Here is an 18187-nt window from a genome sequence, read left to right on the forward strand (position 1 = left end):
AGCCATCCACCGCGGGCGTCCGCTGCGCTCGCTGGCGGTGGTCTATGGGGTGGCTTGGGCGTCGAATTCGCCGCACAGGGCAAGCACGGCCGATCGCGCGGCGGTGGCAAGTTGGCTGGCGTCGCGCCATGTCGTCCCGGTCGACCGGAACAGGGGGCCGATTTCCAGCGCGACCGGGCCGCGCCGTGGCAGCCAGCTACCGTCGCGCAACACTGCGCGCGTGCCGCGCAGGCCGGCCGCCACCAGCGGACAATCGGCACGGGCCGCCGCCAGGAAGGCGCCAAGATGAAACGCCCGCAAACCCGGCTCCCGCCCCAGCGTCCCCTCCGGAAAGACCAGCAGGTTATCGCCGCGGGCCAGCACCGCCGACATGGCTTCGACGTCGGCACTGGAACGGCGCACGTCGGCCCGCTCCACGAAGATGGCGCCCAGGCCCGTCAACAAGGCCCGGACCGGGCCATAACGGCGCAATTCCTGTTTGGCGGCGAAGACATAGCCGGGCACGGGCGGCAACAAGGCCGAGAGCAGGAGCGTATCCAGGTAGCTGGCATGATTGAGCAGCAGCACATGAGGCTGGCGCGGCAGGGTGTCCAGGCCTTGGCTGGACATGGGCAGACCCGTCAGCCGGAACAGGCAACGTGCCGCTGCGCAGGCGATGCGCCGGCCCAGGGCAGGACGCTGCAGCAGGGCAATCAGCACGCCGGCCGTGCCGGCCAGCCCGGCCAGCACGCACCAGGCGTAGGCGCCATAGGCCCACACACCGGCCAGGCGCAGGGCCAGCGTGACGCGCGCGCGGACGGCCTGCGCCTGCAACTGGGCCATCGGATGGCTGGTGGCCGCCGCGCTGGCGCCTGTACCTTCCTCGTAGCGCTGGCGGCAGGCAAGGCGGCGGATCTTGCCGCTGGAGGTCTTGAGCACGGTATGCGGACTGGCCAGTACGATCTCATCGGCCGGCATCCCGATCACGTCCACCGCCACCTTGTTGAGCGCCGCCTGCAGCGCGGCGCGGGCGGCCGGGTCCTGGCTGCCCGTTTCGGCCATGACGACCAGCCGCTCGCTGCCCGTCGCCGGGTCGGCGCTGGCGAACACGGCCACGCAGCCGCGGCGGATGCCGGGCACCTCGCCGATGGATTGCTCCAGGTCGTATGGGTAGATGTTGCGGCCGCCCCGCTTGATGAGGTCCTTGATCCGGCCGGTGATGAATACTTCGCCCTCCATCATGCAGGCATAGTCGCCGGAGTCGAGCCAGCCAGCGCGCAGCAGCCTGGCTGTCGCCTGCGGATTGCGGAAATAGCCGGCCGTAGCAGATGGCCCGCGAAATTCCAGCCGCCCCACATGACGCTCGGGCAGCTCGCAGCCGGTGGCGTCGACGATGCGGATCTGGTGGCCCGGCAAAGGCTTGCCGCTCGATACCAATGTGAACGCGTCGCCATCCGGCGCCGTTGCCGGCACACATAGACCATCGTGGACAAATTCCTCGCGCCCGACCGCCTCCATGCGCGGCCCCCGGCCCAGCGGCGGAAAGGCCAGGCCGACCGACGATTCGGCCAGGCCATAGACCGGTGTCATGGTTTGCGGCGCCAGTCCGGCCGCGGCAAAATGGCGCGTGAAGCCGGCGACCGTGGCGGCAGTGACTGGTTCCGCGCCGTTGAGCGCGAGCCGCCATGAGGACAGGTCGAGCTCCTGCAACGCGGCAGCGCCCACATGGCGCAGGCACAGTTCGTAGGCGAAGTTGGGCGCCGCCGAGATGGTGCCCCGGTGGCGCGAGATCGTCTGCAGCCATAAGGCCGGCCTGGCCAGGAAAGCCTGCGGCGACATCAGCACCAGCGGTATGCCATGGTACAAGGTGCCGAACCAGGCGCCGATCAAACCCATGTCGTGATACAGGGGCAGCCACGATACGAATACGTCCTGCGGCGTAACCTGGCAAGCCTGGCCCAGGGCGCGGATGTTGGCCAGCAGGTTGGCGTGGCTCAGCATGACGCCCTTGGGATCGCCCGTGCTGCCGGACGTATATTGCAGGAAGGCGATGTCGTTGGCCTGGGGGCGGTATGCGATCGGCGCCGCCGCCTGGCGCAGTTCTGCCGGCAGCAGGATGGCTTGCAGGCTGGACACGCGCGCCTGCAGTATCCGCGCCAGCGGCTTGGCTTGCGCGACGGTGATGATGAAGGTGGCTTGCGCGTTCGCCAGGATGCGGGCATGGCGCGTGAGGTGGTCTTCCAGCTGCGTCATGCGGGCCGGCGGGTAGATGGGAACGGGAATGCCGCCGGCCAGCATCACGCCGAAGAAGCTGGCCAGGTAGTCCGTCCCGGTCGGCAGCATCAGGGCCACCGTCTGGCGCGGCAGCAGCCCATGGCCAGCCAGGCCGGCCGCGACCTTGCGCGCTGCCTCCAGCAAGTCGCGATAACGCAAGGGATGCTCGCCATGCCGGTCGTCGTGCAGCACGATATGCACCTGGTCGGGCTGGTGGGCCGCTTGCCATTCGAGCACCTCCAGCAAGGTCTGGGCCTGGTCTGGCAAGGAGGCCGAACGGGCAGCCGCCAGGTCGATGGCGGCCGGGGCCTCGACGGTGACGCCGGCGGCTTGGCCCAGCAGGGAGAGCAAGTCCGCGGCGTTGTCTGCCTCCGACAACGCTTCGGGCGGCAGTTCCACGCCGAATGCCTTGCCGACCCGCTGCATCAGTTCGACTCGCGCCAGGCTGTCGAAGCCCAGCTCGCGCTCGAATGAACTGTGGAGCGTGGGCTGGCTGGCTTGTTGCGGATGGACCTCGGCCGCAAATTCCCCGATCAGCGCAAGCAGGCGGGCCGCCGCATCGGCGCCCACCGGTTGCGCCGGCGCGTTCTTGCCCGATGTCGTCCCGCTATCGATACCCATAGCTACGCCTCCACCGTTGGAAGTGTGCCAGGAGGGCCGCCCCTCATTGCGGCGCCGTGTGGACCGCGCGGCAGATGGGACGAGCGGTCACGGGCACCGGCATGGAACAGGAAAAACCGCTATTGATGCTGGCATAGCCTGGATCATACGCGCGTCAGGGCAGGGCGGCTCACGGTTATATCTTCTTGACCAGCTGGTCGATCATTTTCATCTGGCGCTCGTTGCGCTCGCTGTAGCGATCGGTCAGGTAGCCGGTGCGGCCCCGCAGCAGCAAGGTCATCTTGAACAGCTCTTCCATCACATCCACCACGCGGTCGTAATAGGCGGAGGGCCGCATGCGCCCGTTGTCGTCGAATTCCTTGTACGCCATCGGCACCGACGACTGGTTGGGAATGGTGAACATCCGCATCCAGCGCCCCAGCAGGCGCAAGGTATTGACCACGTTGAACGACTGCGAACCGCCGCACACCTGCATCACGGCCAGGGTGCGGCCCTGGCTGGGACGCAGCGCGCCCTGTTCCAGCGGAATCCAGTCGATCTGGTTCTTCATGACTGCCGTCACGGCTCCATGCCGCTCGGGACTGCACCAGACCTGGCCCTCGGACCACAGGCACAGCTCGCGCAACTCGAGCACCTTGGGATGGGTCTCGGGCACGCTGCCGACCATCGGCAATTCCATCGGATCGAAAATCCTGACCTCGGCGCCGAAGTGCGTGAGGATGCGCGCCGCTTCGTACGTCAGGAAGCGGCTGAACGAGCGCTCGCGCAGCGAACCGTACAGCAGCAGGATGCGGGGCGGATGGGACAGGTCGCCTTGTTGGGCCAGCTTGTCCAGGTCGGGCAAGTCCAGCAGCTCGACGTTGATGTTGGGCAGATCGGCTATCGTCATCACGCGCTCGCTTTGTCAGGTACGGCGGAGCCGGCGGTCGCCCGCTCGCCAGATGGGACGGTGGCGGCAGTCGCTTCGGCTGGTGCCGCCGGATAGAGCCAGCAGAACAGCACGGTCGCCATGGCGGCGCCGGCCAGCTGGGCCAGGATAAAACCAGGCGCATCGACAGGGCGGATGCCGGCGAAAGTGTCGGTCGCGGCCCGTGCCAGCGTCACGGCCGGATTGGCGAATGAGGTGGAGGACGTGAACCAGTAAGCCGACGTGATGTAGGCCGCCACCGCGAACGGCGTGACGGCAGGGCGGCTGCGTGTACAGCCGATGATGACGGCAACCAGGCCAAAGGTCGCCACGCATTCGCTCCACCACTGGGCCGGTCCGGTGCGCACATGCTGGGACGCGAAGAACAGCGGCTCGCCGAACATGCCGTGCGCCGCCGCCACGCCGGCAAACGCGCCGGCCAGCTGCGCCAGGATATAGGGCAGCACGTCGCGCACGCACAGCTTGCGCTGCCATGCCTCCGACAAGGTCACGACGGGGTTGAAATGGGCGCCCGAGATGGCGCCGAACATCAGGATCAAGGCCACCAGCCCGGCGCCGGTCGCCAGCGCGTTGGCCAGCAGCGCGATGGCCACATTGCCACCGGCCAGCCGTTCAGCCATGATGCCGGACCCGACAACCACCGCCAGCAGCAGCGCCGTGCCCAGGCCTTCGGCCACGATGCGTCGGGCGAGCGTCATGCCAGGGCTCCAATACGGTCCAGTTCAGCCTTCATGCGGGCGCGGTCGGCCTGCAGTTCCGTCAGCGGCAGCGCCAGGAACGCCTCAATGCGGTGGCGCAAGGTGCGGTAGGCCGCCATGAACGCCGCATCGATTTCCGCGTCGGTGCCGGTGGCGTGAGCCGGGTCTTCCACACCCCAGTGGGCGCGCAGCACCGGGCCCAGGTAGGCCGGACAGGTTTCACCGGCGGCATTGCCGCACACAGCAATGACGATATCGGGCGTGACCGGCAAGGCTTCCCATGATTTGCTGTAATAGCCATCGGTGGCGATGCCTTCTCGTTGCAGCAGGGCGAGCGAGCGCGGATGCACGTAGCCGGCCGGCTTGCTGCCGGCACTGATGGCGTGCCAACCGGCCGGCGCCAGGTGGTTGAAGGTGGCTTCGGCCAGGATGGAACGGCACGAATTGCCGGTACAGAGCATCAATACGTTCATATCAGATTCCTTGTGGGATGGTGGAGTTCAGGCGCAGCCCTTGCCGGAAGGCGCAGGCGGGCAGGCGGACGGCACGGCGCATGGCGCGCCGCCGCAGCAGTTATCGGTAAGAAAAGAGAGCACGCCGCCCATGGTGTCGAAGTTGGCGCTGTAGATGATGTAGCGGCCATCCTGCCGGGCAGTGATCAATCCGGCGTGCGTGAGTTCCTTCAGGTGGAACGACAGCGACGACGGGGCGATATCGAGCTGCTCGGCGATCTTGCTGGCTGCCAATCCGGCCGGCCCGGCTTGCACCAGCAGGCGAAAGGCGCCCAGGCGCGATTCCTGCGCCAGGGCAGCCAGGGCGGTGATGACTTGTTTGGTATCCATGCTGGGCGGTGGTTATCGAAGTGGTGCAATGATACGACATTTCGAAGATTATCGAAATGTCGTGACGTGGCGATGACATAGGGATTTTTTGGCCGTTGGCTGCGACCAGGGGGCGCGACCCGCCCGGTTCGGGGTACGGATCGGGCCGTCAATGGACAGCGTCATTGATTTGCCTCTACACGCGCTCGGATGCCCATCGATTCAGTATCGTTGTTACAGAGTGAGTATTTCTGCTGGCCATCATTGCACTATATTGACTGGCGGCCGCCAGTTCGCACGTGCCCACCGATTTAGTCCAGAGACATCCAACTCCAGCGAAAGGTGATCCTATGAGCGGTATCTACATCCATTCGACCAGCGCCACACACGCGATACTCAGGTCCGGCGTGTTGCTGGGTTCCACCAAAGAGATGCAAAAGACGGGCGCCAGCGCGGCGGATTTGGGTTTGCAAGACAACCAATTGCATACGCTGTTTGTCGAATGGCGGGTGAACAATCTTGCCGAATCAGTCTCGAGGATAGGCGCCGCCAAGGGCGACATCCGCGGCGTACTGGTATTCAAGGACCCGCAAGGGGTGATGGGCAACTACGGCGGCTATCCGGCCGTTTTCGGTGCCAGGGTGCCGCTCACCAATTTGGCGCTGCGCGGGATCGTGGTGGCCCAGGAAGACATGCAAGCCAGGAATATGAGCTGGGAGAGCCTGCGCGGGCTCGTGCGGCCGTACGTGGGATCCACGTTTGCGTCCGATGTGGAAGAGATTTCCAAAATTAAGGATGGGACCTATATTTCGGAATTCCTGCTGAGCGCGTCAAATAGCGGGGCGTTCTTTTGAGGACCGTTCTAACCTAAAGTTGGGCCTACAAAACCTCCTGGCCGCCACGCCGACTGCAAGGTCTTGAGATGCTATCGTGGGAGACGAAACAATGACAACCGCTTCAGTGACCGCAGAGTCTCCAGTCTCATTCTGGGAGAACTGGAATTTGATATCGCGACATCAGGCGGCAATCGCCGCCAACTACCGCAGCATGTTTGGCTTCGACGCCTACCAAAGCCTGCTGCAACTTGCACCGACTTATCTGTCCCAGAGCATCAATCCCTGGACGTTCTCCTTGATGAACTTCACTCAGCAAATCAAGGGAAGCGCCGTAGTTGAGGAGAAGATCATTACTGAGGTTGCCGGCTACGGAAGTCAGCTCGGAACGATCATCGATGTCGTGGAACTATTGGTAGAGAAGCTTGAATCAAGAAACGGGACGCAGGATCACGAGGCGATCTATAAGGTAATGCGGCTGAAGCATCTTGCTGATGATATCAACAAGGCGAAGGGCCTGTAAGAATTTCTGTGGGGGCCTGGCCCGGGTATTCCGTGTAGACGATGACTTGGACGTCGGAAAGATCGGGCAGCGCGGCTATCGGTGTCTTCGCTACCGCAGTGATGATCCCCGGTACGTGCCGGGCTACGCAAATCGCTTATTTGGGCTTGCGCGACGACCAGTGAATATGCGTGATAACCCATTGCTCGCCCTGTTTTTCCAGCAGCGCCGTCTCCGTTCCCAATAGCCGGACGTTCTTACCCTGGTATTTGCCGGTGGTTTCGGTCTCCTGCAAGACGATCGCCAAATTGCCCCCAGTCCGCTCATCTTGCCTGATGACCTTGACGGAGGTAGCCTTGGCAAACGCGATGTCGGCGGCCAGGTGGTGGCCAGCGTATTCATCGCGGGAGCGCTCGACGTAGCCGGATTCATAGATCTGAATCTCGGGGCTCATCAGCTCAGTTACGCGCTCGGCATTGCCGGCCGCGAGTGCTGTATGAAACGCCGCAACTGTTTCGGTCGGTGTCGCTGCAAATAACGGCAGGCAGGTGACGGATAGGGCGATAAACGCGGTCAGACGCATGCGAGACTCCGGAAAATTGAGGAAATATAATGACAGGAACGCAATGTAATCCGGTTACCGCCGTGGTGGCAAGGGCGGACAACAAAATTTTCGGAGGCACCAAAAGCGCTTGACCTTACCGTCGTGGGAAGGTGTATCCTTGCAACGCTTGTCATTATTTGAACTGCTGCAGTACCATTTGCCCCACATGCGAACTTTCATTCACTACATGCTGTGCCTGTTGATAGCGGCCCTCCCGTTGCAGGGAGAGGCCGTCACCATCATGTCGTGCAGCGCGAACGGAATGAATACCCAGGGTGTCATGGGGCAGCAGACGCATGCAATCGCAGATGTGGCCTGCGCGCATCACGAAACGCATTGCGCCCAGGGAGGCGCGAAGCAGGGCGGCCAGCATGATAAATGCAGTCACTGCGCCAGTTGCTGCGTCGGCGCCACAGCGCCGCCCGCCGTGACCACATTGTGTGTCTCTGTAGCCTTTTTCGCCATTGTCAGCCACGTCGCCGAGCCGGCGATGACCGCATACATTCCCGCCACGCTCGAACGCCCGCCGCGGCGTCAATCCTGAGCTGCTGGCACAGCCCCTGACGGCCGATAGCGTCGTTCAAATACTGTAACGGCCGCACCTTCCACACGAATTTTTCGTCACCGGGACGATGGCGGCTGGACGCCGCCGGCGTCGCGCTGGCCGGAAGTGACCACCGACATCGGCGTGGGCCAGATGTGCGCCATCGAATTCGTCGCCACCGAGCCGGTGCGCTCGACCAGCGCGGGCCGGGGAGCTACGCCCGCATTGAACCAGCCTGGTGTCGAAATGACTGTACGCAAGCCCAACGGCCCCCATGGCCATGAATATTTACTGAAAGGTATCACCATGAATAAGCTGAACCCCATCCTCCTGGCCGCATTGCTCGGCCTGTCCTCGGCCGCCGTGGCGCCACTTGCCCAGGCACAGCAGGCCGTCGCCTCGAAAGATGCGATGAGCGAAGGAGAAATCAGGAAAGTCGACAAAGATGTCGGAAAGCTGACGATCAAGCATGGCGAATTGAAAAACCTCGGCATGGGCGCCATGACCATGGTATTTCGCGCCAAGGAGCCGGCGATGCTGGACCAGGTCAAGCAAGGTGACAAGGTACGCTTCGTCGCAGAACTCGTGGGTGGCGCGCTGACCGTGACGTCCATCCAGACCGCTAACTGATCTGCCAGGGAGACTAGACATGAAAGCATTTCAAACGTTAATCGCGGCCGCTTTATTGGCAAGCGCAGCCTTGACCAGCCCATACGCGTCCGCGCACGCCAGTCTCAAGTCCTCAGATCCGCAGGCCGGCGCCACCCTGGGCGCCGCACCGAAAGAGATCGCGTTGACCTTCAACGAAAAGGTCGAGGCAGCCTTCAGCAGCATCACGCTGAGCACCAATGACGGCAAGCCTGTCAATGTTGGCAAGGCCAGGGTGGACGCGGGTAATCCGGCGATCTTGCACCTGGACGTGCCGGCGCTCGCCACCGGGGCCTATACCGTCAAGTGGGCGGTGGCAGGTCACGACGGCCACCGTCGCACCGGCGAATACAAGTTCTCGGTGAAATAAATGGAGACAGTCCTGCTGTTGCAGACCGGATCGACGCTGCTGCTCAATCTCGGCTTTACCTGGCTGCTGGGTTCGTTCCTGGCGCGGCGCTGGTTGCGCGCGGCCGGCGCCAGTGAAGACGTCGCGACGGGCTTGCGCAGGTTCGACGGGGTAGCGGCGGGATTGTCGGCGCTCGCGGCCATCGGCGCCATGTGGGCGGCCACAGCAATCATGGCAGGCGTTGCGCTCAGTGAGGCGGGCAATATGGTGTGGATGATGTTGCTCACCACCGACCACGGCCACGCCAGCTGTGTTTTGCTTATAGCAATGCTGGCCATGGCGGTGGTGCGCATCGCCGGCATCGGCGAAGGCGGTAGTGAACTGTTGGCCGCATTGCTGCTCCTCTTGTTCGCGCTCGTAAGGGCTTCGATGGGGCACGCCGGGGAGGGCGGCTACTTGACCATGGCGATGGCAGCGGAGGCAGTGCACTTCATCGCGATCGGCGTATGGACTGGAGCTGTGCTCGTGTCGGGTTGGTTTGTGCTGGATGGCGCGAACGTGCGGGGATTGACATTGGCGAGTATCGGCCGCTATCTCGATGCGATGTCTGGCGCGGCGATGGCAGCCGTGATCGCGATCATCGTTACCGGCATCTACAGCGGCTGGCATCGCGTAGGTTCTGGCGACAATCTCATGCACACGCAATACGGCTGGACGTTGATGGGGAAAGTCGCGCTGGTTGTCGGCGCGATTGGGCTGGGAGGCTACAACAAATTTGTCGGACTGCCGGCCGCCGCGCGGTCGCTGTCCGGTGTCCGGATCGTGCGAAATGTATTGCGGATCGAAACGATCTTGCTGGTGGGGGCGCTGGTGGCAGCGGCGCTTTTGACGGGCCAGCAACCTCCGAGCGCCGTTTAGGCACAGATTTGCCCATTTTTTCCACCCATGGCGAGGAGCGGCCAGAGTTTGCTGGCGACAAAGTGGCACCATGAGGTGACAAAGTGGCACCAGTGTGCTACTATGTTCTTGCTCAAGAGAGCAAACTTAAACTCAAATCTCAAACTTAATCCTAAATCTCAAACTTAATAAAAACTCAAACTTAATCTCAAAACTCAAACTTAATCTAATACATGAATTCAAATTTGTTCCGACTAGTAGACGTTTGCTAGCAAGAACCGGAAGGCTTACAACATGAATGCGACGGAAGAAAGAGGCCGTATTACGGCCAGAGTTTCTACCCCAATAGCAGAGAAACTCCAAGAGGCAGCAGATTTAATGGGTGCCACGTTGAATCAATTTTTGGTTCAAGCTGCAATAAAAGAAGCGGATAGGGTAATCGAACGAGAACACACGATCCGCTACACCCGTGAGGATGCTGCCATGCTGATAAATTTGCTCGACTCCCCGCCATCGCCAAACCCGGCGCTAGCGAAGGCGTTCGCGCAGTATAAAACCAAGGTAGAAAATGGCACACTCAATATCCGCGCTGGAAGCAGCGCATGAAGTAAATCGGTTCTCCTGTGGTAAACCCGAGCTTGATATCTACCTGCAAGCGACGGCAAGGCAGCACCAAAGCAAAAACATCTCCAAGACCTACGTGTTGACGGACGATGAAGACCCTACGCTCGTCATAGGGTTTTTCACGATGGCAATTCGTCCAATGACGCCCAAGGGCGACATGCTGCCAAGTTTGGTAAAGAGACTGCCAAACACGATACCCGGCTTTACCTTAGCGCGCCTGGCGATTTCAGAGACGCAAAAAGGCAAAGGGCACGGAGCAACATTGTTGATGGCAGCGATGGCTAAAGCCAAAGCTGTAGCAGACGAAGTAGGGGGCTTTGCGCTGTTCGTTGACGCCAAGGACGGCGAAGCATCGAGTTTCTACCAGAAATATGGCTTCACACCATTCCCATCTGATCCTCAGATTCTCGTGATACCGATCATGCACATCCCTGGATAATGTGAAATACTCACGGCGCTCATTAGGGGCGCCGTTTGCATTTATAGGCCGTGGAGCAGGCGGCGCTGATGGCCGGCAAGCCCATAGCCGCCATCTGGATGAATGTCTTTAATCTGGCGAAGATAACGGGCGGCCAGTCGGTTGGGAGACCGGACGGTGAGGCAGATGCGGGCAGATTTACTTCATAGTCTACGGGGATTGTCACTTTTACTTCAGCTAATCGGGCACTTTTACTTCACCGGACGTAAACCATACCGAAATTGCCCGTTGAAGAGCGCGGCGATTATTAATGCGATTTTACATAATATAAATTATGCGAAAGCCTAGTACTTGTTGTAGTGTTGCGTGGATTAGAAATCTACTGCAACAGTATCTCGATATTTAGCGCTGGTACTCCTGCGGCAGCAGTTGATCGTACGCCAGACCGCTTTGTCCTTCGCCGCGCCCGCTTTGCTTCTGCATGCCCAGCCACACATAGGTCTTGCCGAAGTAGCCGCGCGCGCGCCGGAACGCCCGCTTGACCACGACGCCGGCGCGCGGCACGGTTTCCTCGTTAATGAAGTATGGCTCTTGCTGGTCCAGTCCTTCGCGCAGGGTCGGCGTGCGTGGCGTGATGCGACGCGGCTTGCCCGCGTCGCCTTCGATATGGCGCAGCATGGAACCGCGTTGCAGCAGCGTCTCGCGGTTGGAATCCTTCCTGCGCGCCGACAGGAACGGTATCCAGTGCTCGGCCACCGATGACATGACCTGATAGCGCAAGCGCGCCGCCGGCGTCACCGGTGCCGGCGGCACGGCGCCGGCCAGTTGCTCGAAATAGCGCCGCAGTTCGCGCGCCACCTCGGCGCCTGGCCGCACCCGGCCATCCGGCAGCGCCACGTTGCGTTCTATGCCCCACACCAGATTGGCCATTTCGTCGCGCGTCAGCAGGACTTCGTCCAGCGGCGCGCCCTGCTGGATCTTGGGGCTGACCGGCGCTAGCAACAGCCCAGTGTCGGCGATTTCGCGCTCGTTGCCGCGGATGCTGTTGGTGAACAGGGTCCAGCGCTGCCAGTCGTCATCGATACCGCTGCCGGTCGGACGCACCCAGTAGCGCTCGTTGAACACGGTGGTGACGGCGATGCCGCGCACCTGCGCCAGGCTGCCGCTGGGCAGTGTCAGGGGCAGCATATACCAGTCGTTGGCAAACAGCAGCGCAAATTCCAGATAGGCCATGCGGCCCAGGTCGGTGGTCGACACGTCCAGCGAGCCGAGGTTGACGCGGCCGTCCTCAAACGCCCACCAGCGCGTGTTGGGCATGCCGGGAAACTGGATCGGCACCGGCACGCCGGCGCTGGACAGTTGCGTCACGTCGGCCGGTGCGCCCAGGCTGGCGGCGTCGCGGTCGATGTCGCTGCTGTACCAGTCCAGATGGCCGCTGGCGTAGCCGTCGGCGGCCAGCACTTTTTCGCCCGCCTGCGCCGTGCCCGACCAACTGAAACGATACTCCAGCTGCTCCGGCGACCAGGCATCCTCCTCCGGCGTGGCCGATGCCACGTACTGGCGCGCGTACCACGTCAGCAGCACCTCGGCCAGGGCGTCGAGCTGGTCCTTGTCGGCCTGCGCCACGTTGATGCCGTCCGATGCCCTGGCGCCAGCGCCATCCAGATGGCGCAGCAGCTTCCAGCCGTCCATGGCGCGCCCGGCCGCGGCGGCAAAGCTTTGCACCACGTCGGCATGGGCGCAGGCGGTGGCGTCGCGCGGGTCGGCGGGATCGCGTGCATCGACAGGATACAGCCGGATGTAATCGGCCGCGAAGTCGCCCGCCCCGGCCGCCAGCTTGAGCCAGTAGCGACCGATTTGCAGGCGCAAGTCGAGCGCCACCGCCCTCCCCGCCGCTTCGAACGGAATCGGCCGCGCTTCCACCCGCGCTTCCAGCGGCATGCCGCCTTGCAGATCGGCCGGCGCCGCCTGCCCGCACTGGTAGCGCGTGAGCGGCGCGGCCGACGCCAGCGAAGCCACGGCGATCGGCGAGCCCGCATCGTCGCCCTTGTATTCGCCCATTTGCCACTGGCGCGTGCACATGAAGAGGGCATCGTGCACTTCGGCGCGCAGCGCATCCTTCAGATCGTCGGTGCGCGGCCGGCCCTCCAGCCGGTTCCAGCCCACCATGGTGGGAAACTCGCGCAGCGTGAGCTCGCTTTCGAGCTTGGGAATGACGAAGCGGTCGTTCATGGCGCTACCTTCATGTATTTGGCAACCTGGATATTTGCCGCCAGCACGGCGGAAATGGTGATGTCGCGCGAGGCCGCCGCCATGTAGGTGGCCGGCAGCATCTGGCCCAGGGCCGGGTCGGTGAGGTGCTCCGGCTCCACCGCGCGGATGCGCATCAGTTCCCAGGTCGAATCGAGGGCGCCGACGATGTCTTCCCAATGCCAGGCGCCGTCCCATGTTGCCGGCGTCACCAGCAGGAACGATTGCGGCGCTTCCGCGTTTGGACGGTCGAAGTGGAAGGCGATGCCGGTATTGGCGCTGTGCAGGTCGGCATTGGCGGTGTGTTCGGTGCGGCGCGCGCCCGGTATCACCTCGGTCCATTCATCCAGCACCAGGCCCTTGAAATGGCCGTTGGCGTCGGGAGGCGCCGCCAGGTGCAGCGTATGCAGCAGGCGCGCGCCGTCGATGTCGTAGGTGTCGGAGAATTCCAGTCCCAGCCAGCTGTCGTTTTCCTTGTAGGGCAGTTGCAGGGGCAGCAGCCTGAGTTCCGCCACGCCCAGCGCTTCGCCATACAGCATGGCGCCTTCCAGCGATTGCACCGGCGGCCGCACGCGCGCGACGCCGTGCAACCATTCGTCGACCGGGAACGGGATCTTGGCCTGCTGCGTGAGGTAGTTCAGTGTCACGCCGCTTTGGGCGTCGGCCAGCGCTTTATTGAAGGCGTCGAGCACCGGCGCCGCCAACTGGAAGCGTGGCAGGTGCAGGAAACCCTCGCCAAACAGGGCCTGCGCGGCGGCCGTGGCCAGGTCGGCGTACTTCGCCGCATCGGCGGTGGCCGCCAGCTTGGCCAGTTCCTTGTTGACGGCCTGTTCGCGCGCCGCCGCCACGCCCGCCAACGCCAACGCGCCGCTCGCCAGCTCCGCCACGCCGGCGGCGATTTCGTTGCGCAAGGTGTCGGTGCCGACCAGTTCGGTGCGGAAGTCGGGCTGGGCCAGCGCCGCCTCCAGCCCGGCCACGGCGGCGGCAATGCCGCTGCTGCGCACCTTGGTCAGCGCGTCCAGGTTGGCGGCGAGCACAGCGAAGGCGTCGCGCCGTGCGCGGATGGCGGTTTCGAGGGCGGCACTGTCGACGCCGGCGGCCGGCACAGTGGCCGGCAGTTCCAGATCGGCCGCGCTGAGAATGGCGGCGCGCTGATCCGCACTGGCGCCGGCCAGCCGGGCCAGCGCGCTGTCGCAGCGGACGAGGCGCTGGAACCAGTCGTCGCGCAGCCTGGCGGTCTCGCCTTGCACGGTGGCCAGCAGGCGGCGCTGCATGTCGCGCAAGCGGTCCGGGCTGCTGTGCTCGATGCCGAAGCGCCCTGCCTGCACGTACAGCGCCACGGCTTGGGCGAGCAGGTCATCCAGCGCGGCCAGCGCGCCGCCATTGCGCGGCGCCGGATCGGCCAGTGCGGTATTGCAGACGACCGAGAGCGTCTGGGCTTGCGCGCGCAGCGCGCCCAGCTGGGCCAGCGGTGCGCTCAGCGCTGTGACGTCGCCGTCCACGCAGCGCGTCATGTCCAGCGTGGCGGCCTGGTCCGGCACCAGATCGGTCGGGCGCAAAGGCCGCGCTTGCTTGACGACGGCCGCCACATGATGCAGCAAGGCGCCCGCCTCCACCAGACTCAGGGTATCGGCGGCGGGCGGCGTGGCGAAGGAAAGCGACAGCGTGGCGTCGGCGCGGAACGCCGCCGCATGCTGGCTCCACACATATTCGGCCGCCAGGCTGGCGATGGCGGCGAACGGCGCGTCGGGCTGGGCCGATTGCCACAGGTAGGCCAGGTCGATCGGCGCCAGGCCCAGCGCCGCCAGCGTGAGCGGATGGTCTTCATGTTGGGCGCTGACCGGATCGTCCCAGGCAATGCGGCAGCCGATGCGGTCCAGCGGCGGCACGATGGTGGTCAGCCAGGCGTTCAGTTCCGGCTCGGCCTGAGCCCGCGGCGAGGCGCCGTCCGCCGCCGTCAGCCTGCTGTGCAGGTGCACCGCCACCCGGCTGGTCAGGGCGATGCCGGTGCTGGGTGTCTGCACCACGTCCGGCACCGGCGGCAGCTCGCCTTTGGCGTAAGCGTCCAACGCGGCCGAGGCGCGGTCGAAATTACCCTGCACGGATTGATACACCGACTCTGCCATGATGAGATCGCTGACGGCGTCGCTGAGGTTCTCCAGCCGTTGCGCTTCCTCGCTGATGACCTTGATCTGCGTGGCCGAGGCGCCGGGCAAGGCCAGCCCGAACGGATAGTCGCGCTGGCCGGTGCGGCGCATGTGGGCCACCAGCCGCACGCCGTCCAGCACATTGCGGGTGGCCACCAGCCCTTCCTCGCCGGCCGCCGGCGCGGTCTCGCTGAGATTGCCCGCCACCAGCGGGAAGGCCTGGCGCAGGTCGAGGATGTAGGCGTCGGTTTCCGCTTCGGCGTAGCGCTCGTGCAGGCCGCGCTCCATGCGATAGCCGAGCAAGGCGTTCAGGCTCTGGCCGCTGCGCATGCCGTCGATCAGGGCCAGGGCGTTGCGCACCCGTTCGGACGACAGGTTAACGCCCAGCGCGCTGCGCTCGTCGTCGTTGTGCGCGGTCAGGTAGGCGCTGCGCAGGATGGCGCCGGTGACCGCCTGGTCCATCGACGGCGCGTGTATCAGGCCGCCATTGCTGGAGTCCGTCATCAGCGGCGGCAGCTGCTGTTCCGGATCGAGGCGCTTCTGGTCGGCGTCGTCGATGTCGGCCGGCTTGAGCACGGCGTGCTTGGGACGGATGTTTTCCAGCCAGCCGTAGGCGCCCAGATAAATGCCGGAACGTTCCATCCGCGCCAGCTGGGCGTTGGGGATGGACAGCAGCCACGCGTCCAGTCGGTGCGAACAGGTATCCAGATGGTGGCGCAAGGCGCGGTCGGCCTGCATGCGGCTCGATTGCGTGAGCAGCTTCAGCGCTCGCAGCTGCTCCGCCAGCGCGGCGGTTTCCTTGATCTTGCCGATATTGGCGGTCAGATAATCGGCCATGGTGATACTCTGTGCCGGCAACTGGCCGAACAGCAGGCCCCAGCGGCTTTCCTGAATCGGACCGGGCTTGACCTGAATGTGCGGCAGTCCCTCCTCGCGCTGCAAGGCGCGGGTCCAGACTTCTGGCTTGTCCTCTGGCGTCAGGGTCGCCAGCTTGCTGGCCACGGCAGCATCGCTGTAGGCAAGCAGCAGCGCGTGGCGCAGCAGGATGTAAAGCAGCGTATGCGGAATCTGCCCGCCCGGCGAGCCCTGCTGCAAGCGCAGCGCGCTGACCGATTTGTGGGCGGCCTCGATCAGCCAGCCGATGTAGGCCTGATGCTCGCTCTGGTAGCCGGCTTGCAGCGGCTCGGACGCCACCGTGCCGCCATCCAGCACGCCTTGCAGGTGATGCAGCAGCAGGCGCGCGATCTGCGGCACTTCGGCCGGCACCACGCCTAGACCGGCCAGGTAATCCATCACCTGTTTTTCCACCACCTTGGGTTCGGGCAGGTCGGCCCATTGGGTGCTCACCAGCCGGAACAGGTTGAGCAGGTGCTTGTCGCCCTGCGCGTAGCGGAAGTGAAATTCCGCCGATACCGGATTCAGGCCCAGCACGTCCAGCAACTGCGCCCCTGCGTCGCCATCGCCGCCGGCTTGCTTGACGCTGTTCGCGTAATCGCGCCAGCGCGCGCGCATGGTTTGCAGCAACGGCAGCAGTTTCGCCAGCAACGGTTCGCGCGCGCCCCAGCGCGAGCGTGGCTTGAGCCAGGCGATGCGGTCGAAGGCCGTCACCGGCAGGATGCCGTAAGGCTGGCGCCCGATGCGTATCGACGGCAACCGGCCGCCGCCACACACCTCGTCGATAAAGTGGCGCCGTGTGTTGGCAATCGTGGTGCGCGACAGCGCCGGCTCCAGCAGCGCCGACAGGAGATAGCCGATGGTGCCGGGCCACAGCGCGGTGCGCATGGCGTGGGCGATGGCCTGGTCCCTGCCGTCGGCATTGAACACGCGCGTCATCAGCGCCGGATCGATGCCAAGCGCCTCGGCCAGGCGCTGGCCGTCGCGCTTGTCGAGCGGATCGCTGGCCGGCTGGAACAGGCCGGGGCCCATCAGCGTATCGAATAGACGCTCCGGGTCGGGGCGGCCGGTGAAGCCGGCGCCCTCTTCCTCGGTGTTGTTGGTGGGCGTGCCCAGCGGCACCAGTTCAACGTCGGCGCGCGAGTGCAGGCGGTGGGTCAGGAAGTTTTCCAGCCGCGCCCGGCCACGCTTGGCTTCGGGCTCGATCACCACCCCCACCACGTACAGGCGGTCGAAGCCCTCTTCCTCGTCCGCCGCCAGCGGCACGCGGAAGCCCATGCCGAACTTGAGCGCCACCTCGAAATCGGCCAACCACAGGGTCTCGTCCGGGAACTTGAGGCTGGCGCCATCGGCGGCTGGCGGACTGCCGCCCAGCAGGCCGGACGGATCGAAGCTGACATACAGCGGCTGGCGCACCTCATTGCCCAGCACTTCGCGCCGCACCGCGCCGCGCGACAGCACCAGCACAAAGCGCCCTGGCATGGGATCGGCCACTGCCGAACCGCTCCACGAGGATGGCCGTGTTTCCGGATCGGGCGGCAGTTGCAGCCAGGCGATGCCGGCCAGCGTGCGCGTGCCGCCGGCGGAACCGCGTTCGGTGAAGCGCCATGGCACATAGGTGGCAATGGCCTGCGCCGCCTGGTCCTCGCCCAGCGCGGCCACCAGCTGGTCGTAGGCCGCCTGCACGCCGGCTGGCGCGCCATCGGCCAGCCACACGGCTGTCCAGTAGCCGGCCACTTCGTGCGCCTTGGGCGGCAAGGCCGCCACCGGAATGACCAGCACGATGGCATCGCCGGCCACCACCGGCTCGTCGGCCGGATTGAGCGGTTGCCAGGCTTGCAGGATGTGGCGCGCGCGGCCGGCGCCATGGCTGTTGACCAGTTCGCGCCACGCGGCCAGATGGGCGGTGCGCTGCCCGGCCGCGCACCAGCGTTCGGCCCAGTAGCGCTTGGCCGATGCCAGTTCGGCCTCGCTCAGGCGCTCGTCGTGGCTGTCGACCAGGCAGCTGTCCGGATACACGCGCACCAGCAGCTCCTTGCCTTGCCGCCCTTGGACGAAGCGGGTTTCCAGACGCAGCGGCAACAGCAGCAGCGGATCGCGGTCCGGCAACAGGCGCACCGCTTCGCGTGGATCGGCATGGGGATCTGGCATGGCTT

General features: G+C 64.6%; 16 protein-coding genes. 8 read left to right on the forward strand and 8 right to left on the reverse strand.

Annotation, left to right across the window (positions count from 1 at the left end; all coding sequences use genetic code 11):
* Positions 1 to 42: 42 nt before the first annotated feature.
* The 5 genes from AC3WOS_RS01715 to AC3WOS_RS01735 form a co-directional block, all read right to left on the reverse strand.
* Positions 43 to 2874 carry an AMP-binding protein gene (locus tag AC3WOS_RS01715; RefSeq protein WP_492714095.1) on the reverse strand — a complete coding sequence of 944 codons (2832 nt, stop codon included), beginning with the start codon at positions 2872 to 2874 and terminating at the stop codon, positions 43 to 45.
* Between the two features lie 175 nt (positions 2875 to 3049).
* Positions 3050 to 3763 carry an arsenical resistance protein ArsH gene (arsH, locus tag AC3WOS_RS01720; protein WP_492714096.1) on the reverse strand — a complete coding sequence of 238 codons (714 nt, stop codon included), beginning with the start codon at positions 3761 to 3763 and terminating at the stop codon, positions 3050 to 3052.
* Positions 3763 to 4500: an aquaporin gene (locus AC3WOS_RS01725; RefSeq protein ID WP_492714097.1), complete on the reverse strand. Its 738-nt coding sequence runs from the start codon at positions 4498 to 4500 to the stop codon at positions 3763 to 3765. The genes arsH and AC3WOS_RS01725 overlap by 1 nt, the downstream gene beginning before the upstream one ends.
* On the reverse strand, positions 4497 to 4973 hold the full coding sequence (locus AC3WOS_RS01730) for an arsenate reductase ArsC (RefSeq protein WP_492714098.1): 477 nt from the start codon (positions 4971 to 4973) through the stop codon (positions 4497 to 4499). Before AC3WOS_RS01730 ends, AC3WOS_RS01725 begins: the two co-directional genes overlap by 4 nt.
* 27 nt (positions 4974 to 5000) lie before the next feature.
* A complete protein-coding gene (locus tag AC3WOS_RS01735; protein ID WP_492714099.1) occupies positions 5001 to 5342 on the reverse strand; it encodes an ArsR/SmtB family transcription factor in 342 nt (113 codons plus the stop codon).
* 329 nt (positions 5343 to 5671) lie between these two features.
* Here AC3WOS_RS01735 and AC3WOS_RS01740 point away from each other — a divergent pair, with 329 nt between their 5' ends.
* Positions 5672 to 6175 carry a hypothetical protein gene (locus AC3WOS_RS01740; RefSeq protein ID WP_492714100.1) on the forward strand — a complete coding sequence of 168 codons (504 nt, stop codon included), beginning with the start codon at positions 5672 to 5674 and terminating at the stop codon, positions 6173 to 6175.
* Between the two features lie 91 nt (positions 6176 to 6266).
* Complete coding sequence (locus tag AC3WOS_RS01745) at positions 6267 to 6677, forward strand: hypothetical protein (protein WP_492714101.1); 411 nt, start codon at positions 6267 to 6269, stop codon at positions 6675 to 6677.
* Between the two features lie 136 nt (positions 6678 to 6813).
* On the opposite strand, the gene AC3WOS_RS01750 is transcribed toward AC3WOS_RS01745, so the two are convergent.
* Complete coding sequence (locus tag AC3WOS_RS01750; RefSeq protein WP_492714102.1) at positions 6814 to 7239, reverse strand: YybH family protein; 426 nt, start codon at positions 7237 to 7239, stop codon at positions 6814 to 6816.
* A 139-nt stretch (positions 7240 to 7378) separates the two neighbouring features.
* Between AC3WOS_RS01750 and AC3WOS_RS01755 the strand changes: the two genes are divergently transcribed.
* The 6 genes from AC3WOS_RS01755 (at position 7379) to AC3WOS_RS01780 (ending at position 10761) form a co-directional block, all read left to right on the forward strand.
* Positions 7379 to 7804, forward strand: coding sequence for a hypothetical protein (locus tag AC3WOS_RS01755; protein ID WP_492714103.1), 426 nt, complete (start codon positions 7379 to 7381; stop codon positions 7802 to 7804).
* 306 nt (positions 7805 to 8110) lie between these two features.
* Entirely contained in the window at positions 8111 to 8434 is a 324-nt protein-coding gene (locus AC3WOS_RS01760; protein WP_492714251.1) for a copper-binding protein, read from the forward strand.
* A gap of 19 nt (positions 8435 to 8453) precedes the next feature.
* Positions 8454 to 8822, forward strand: coding sequence for a copper resistance CopC family protein (locus AC3WOS_RS01765; protein ID WP_492714104.1), 369 nt, complete (start codon positions 8454 to 8456; stop codon positions 8820 to 8822).
* Positions 8823 to 9719, forward strand: coding sequence for a copper resistance D family protein (locus AC3WOS_RS01770; protein WP_492714105.1), 897 nt, complete (start codon positions 8823 to 8825; stop codon positions 9717 to 9719).
* 273 nt (positions 9720 to 9992) lie between these two features.
* Complete coding sequence (locus AC3WOS_RS01775; protein WP_492714106.1) at positions 9993 to 10304, forward strand: type II toxin-antitoxin system TacA family antitoxin; 312 nt, start codon at positions 9993 to 9995, stop codon at positions 10302 to 10304.
* Positions 10267 to 10761 (forward strand): GNAT family N-acetyltransferase, encoded by a 495-nt coding sequence (locus AC3WOS_RS01780; protein WP_492714107.1) that lies wholly within the window; start codon positions 10267 to 10269, stop codon positions 10759 to 10761. The genes AC3WOS_RS01775 and AC3WOS_RS01780 overlap by 38 nt, the downstream gene beginning before the upstream one ends.
* A 381-nt stretch (positions 10762 to 11142) precedes the next feature.
* Here the strand turns inward: AC3WOS_RS01780 and AC3WOS_RS01785 are convergent, their stop codons facing one another.
* Positions 11143 to 12972, reverse strand: a complete 1830-nt coding sequence (locus tag AC3WOS_RS01785; protein ID WP_492714108.1) for a hypothetical protein — start codon at positions 12970 to 12972, stop codon at positions 11143 to 11145.
* The gene (locus AC3WOS_RS01790) at positions 12969 to 18182 is read right to left on the reverse strand and encodes a hypothetical protein (RefSeq protein ID WP_492714109.1); all 5214 of its coding nucleotides are present in this window, start codon (positions 18180 to 18182) and stop codon (positions 12969 to 12971) included. The genes AC3WOS_RS01785 and AC3WOS_RS01790 overlap by 4 nt, the downstream gene beginning before the upstream one ends.
* Positions 18183 to 18187: the final 5 nt, after the last annotated feature.

Source organism: Rugamonas sp. FW305-51, from assembly GCF_058786935.1.

What these genes read in the sequence shown, in the direction of transcription:
- AC3WOS_RS01715 (WP_492714095.1), bottom strand. Translation starts at nt 2,874, where the DNA reads ATGGGTATCGATAGCGGGACGACATCGGGCAAGAACGCGCCGGCGCAA.
- arsH (WP_492714096.1), bottom strand. Translation starts at nt 3,763, where the DNA reads ATGACGATAGCCGATCTGCCCAACATCAACGTCGAGCTGCTGGACTTG.
- AC3WOS_RS01725 (WP_492714097.1), bottom strand. Translation starts at nt 4,500, where the DNA reads ATGACGCTCGCCCGACGCATCGTGGCCGAAGGCCTGGGCACGGCGCTG.
- AC3WOS_RS01730 (WP_492714098.1), bottom strand. Translation starts at nt 4,973, where the DNA reads ATGAACGTATTGATGCTCTGTACCGGCAATTCGTGCCGTTCCATCCTG.
- AC3WOS_RS01735 (WP_492714099.1), bottom strand. Translation starts at nt 5,342, where the DNA reads ATGGATACCAAACAAGTCATCACCGCCCTGGCTGCCCTGGCGCAGGAA.
- AC3WOS_RS01740 (WP_492714100.1), top strand. Translation starts at nt 5,672, where the DNA reads ATGAGCGGTATCTACATCCATTCGACCAGCGCCACACACGCGATACTC.
- AC3WOS_RS01745 (WP_492714101.1), top strand. Translation starts at nt 6,267, where the DNA reads ATGACAACCGCTTCAGTGACCGCAGAGTCTCCAGTCTCATTCTGGGAG.
- AC3WOS_RS01750 (WP_492714102.1), bottom strand. Translation starts at nt 7,239, where the DNA reads ATGCGTCTGACCGCGTTTATCGCCCTATCCGTCACCTGCCTGCCGTTA.
- AC3WOS_RS01760 (WP_492714251.1), top strand. Translation starts at nt 8,111, where the DNA reads ATGAATAAGCTGAACCCCATCCTCCTGGCCGCATTGCTCGGCCTGTCC.
- AC3WOS_RS01765 (WP_492714104.1), top strand. Translation starts at nt 8,454, where the DNA reads ATGAAAGCATTTCAAACGTTAATCGCGGCCGCTTTATTGGCAAGCGCA.
- AC3WOS_RS01770 (WP_492714105.1), top strand. Translation starts at nt 8,823, where the DNA reads ATGGAGACAGTCCTGCTGTTGCAGACCGGATCGACGCTGCTGCTCAAT.
- AC3WOS_RS01775 (WP_492714106.1), top strand. Translation starts at nt 9,993, where the DNA reads ATGAATGCGACGGAAGAAAGAGGCCGTATTACGGCCAGAGTTTCTACC.
- AC3WOS_RS01780 (WP_492714107.1), top strand. Translation starts at nt 10,267, where the DNA reads ATGGCACACTCAATATCCGCGCTGGAAGCAGCGCATGAAGTAAATCGG.
- AC3WOS_RS01785 (WP_492714108.1), bottom strand. Translation starts at nt 12,972, where the DNA reads ATGAACGACCGCTTCGTCATTCCCAAGCTCGAAAGCGAGCTCACGCTG.
- AC3WOS_RS01790 (WP_492714109.1), bottom strand. Translation starts at nt 18,182, where the DNA reads ATGCCAGATCCCCATGCCGATCCACGCGAAGCGGTGCGCCTGTTGCCG.